Below are 1671 nucleotides of genomic sequence, written 5' to 3' on the forward strand. Positions count from 1 at the left end.
ATCATAGGCGGATGACGCGGAAACGGCCCCTCCCGGGGCCGTTTCAGTTCCAGATCGTTGTTTTCGCCCGCTGAGCTGGGCCTATGCCGGAATCTCTCCCACAGAAACCACCGAAGAGCCAGATTTCTTCTGGGGCGGTTGACAAGGGCTGTCCTTCAGCCCTGCAATTAAGAGGATGATGAGCTGGCTGAGCTCATGAAGGGCCTTGGGAGCGAGGGGTGCCCACCAGCAATTCAGCCTCGATGGTGATGCTTTTCACACGCGATAGATTTAGGGACTCCGCGTCGATGCCGAACAGCAGCGGCGTCATCTCGGCGAACACGCGGACGTCCCTTTCGGACATCTCGAAGGTGCGCGTCACCTTGATGCGGTCGGTCATCTTGAAGTGCTTCTCAAAGCAATCGGTCACCAGCTGGTTTGAGTATTCCTTGCTGCGCAAAGATCCTTCAGCAAGGTGGCGCAGCTCCGTAAGATGATTGCTGCCTGGAACCACTTTGACCAGCACTCCTGGCGCGGAGGCGTTTCTGGTTGGGGTGAGAACGCGCTTGAATTCGTCGTAGTTCGAGGGAGCGAATACGTCCACCACGCAGTTGATGGAGCCTTTCAGCACGGGGATGTTCGTCAGGTCGCCAACCAGCCATTTGACCGCCTTTCTGGAATCGTGGCGGGCCGCCATCAGCATGGCGTCTTTTGAGAGGTCAAACGCCACCACGTCGACACAGAGGTTTTCTCGGATTGCACGTGCATAGAAGCCTTCTCCGCATCCCGCGTCGAGCACGCGGAATGGCGTCGCGTTCACAGCTGCAGGACCCTCGCTTGGGGAAAGGGCCCTTCCTACCGCGGTGAGGACGGCTTCTTTCACGTGGTCGTAATACCCTGCCTCCAGGATTGCCATGCGGCTCTCAAAGGATTCTTTGCTGTAGTGGGCTGACTGCCTGGAGGGCCCTAGAAGGTTTACGTACCCCTGCTTTGCGATATCGAAGCAGTGCCTCTTCGGACATACGAGGCTCCCTTCCTGCAGCTTCAGGGCGCTGTGGCAAAGGGGGCAAGAGAGCACGTCGGCGCTGTCAGCAAATCGCGCGTATCTGTCGAGTACCATTGCGTCTCCTTTCGTCCAAGCAATTCTAGCGGATGAGTCTTCCCCAGCAGTGCATGGCTAATCACAGCAGGCAGAACCGCACAGTGACAAATAGCTGAGCTATTTCAAGCTGGGATTTCGGTATTCTGCTGCCCTCTTTTGGGCCACTTCATTTCGCCACGCTTTTGACAGGAGCAACAGGGTCCTCGCGCGCAAAACGCATATGGGCAATGCAGCCGTCTGTCAGGGCATGCCTGCGCCCCCGAACCTGCCGAAAAGGCGCTGATCTGCCCGCCAGGGCATGCCTGCGACCCCGAACCAGCCGAAAGGGCGGTGGATCTGCCCGTCAGGGCATGCCTGTGCCCCCGAACCAGCCGAAAGGGGGGTGGATCTGCCCGCCAGGGCATTGGCAGAAGAAAGAATGCCGAGATACTCAATAAGAAGATTGATAACCTTCAGCAGGTGAAAAAAGGAGGCTTCGGTAGTTTGTGTGACAAGGGGCTAGCCTAGGCAGCAACGCTCTTCGCTCCCTTCACGCCCTTCTTCCTCGCCTTCACCGGGCGACCCGGGAGCTGGGGCTGGCAGTCGCCGCA

1 protein-coding gene is annotated in these 1671 nt (G+C 58.3%); it reads right to left on the reverse strand.

Annotated features, from left to right (window positions below):
* Window positions 1-193: 193 nt before the first annotated feature.
* On the reverse strand, window positions 194-1099 hold the full coding sequence (locus VXJ24_RS11430; RefSeq protein WP_039688992.1) for a putative RNA methyltransferase: 906 nt from the start codon (window positions 1097-1099) through the stop codon (window positions 194-196).
* Window positions 1100-1671 lie beyond the last annotated feature (572 nt).

The organism is Olsenella kribbiana, from assembly GCF_036408795.1.
GTDB classification, from domain to species: domain Bacteria; phylum Actinomycetota; class Coriobacteriia; order Coriobacteriales; family Atopobiaceae; genus Olsenella_L; species Olsenella_L kribbiana.

What these genes read in the sequence shown, in the direction of transcription:
- VXJ24_RS11430 (WP_039688992.1), bottom strand. Translation starts at nt 1,099, where the DNA reads ATGGTACTCGACAGATACGCGCGATTTGCTGACAGCGCCGACGTGCTC.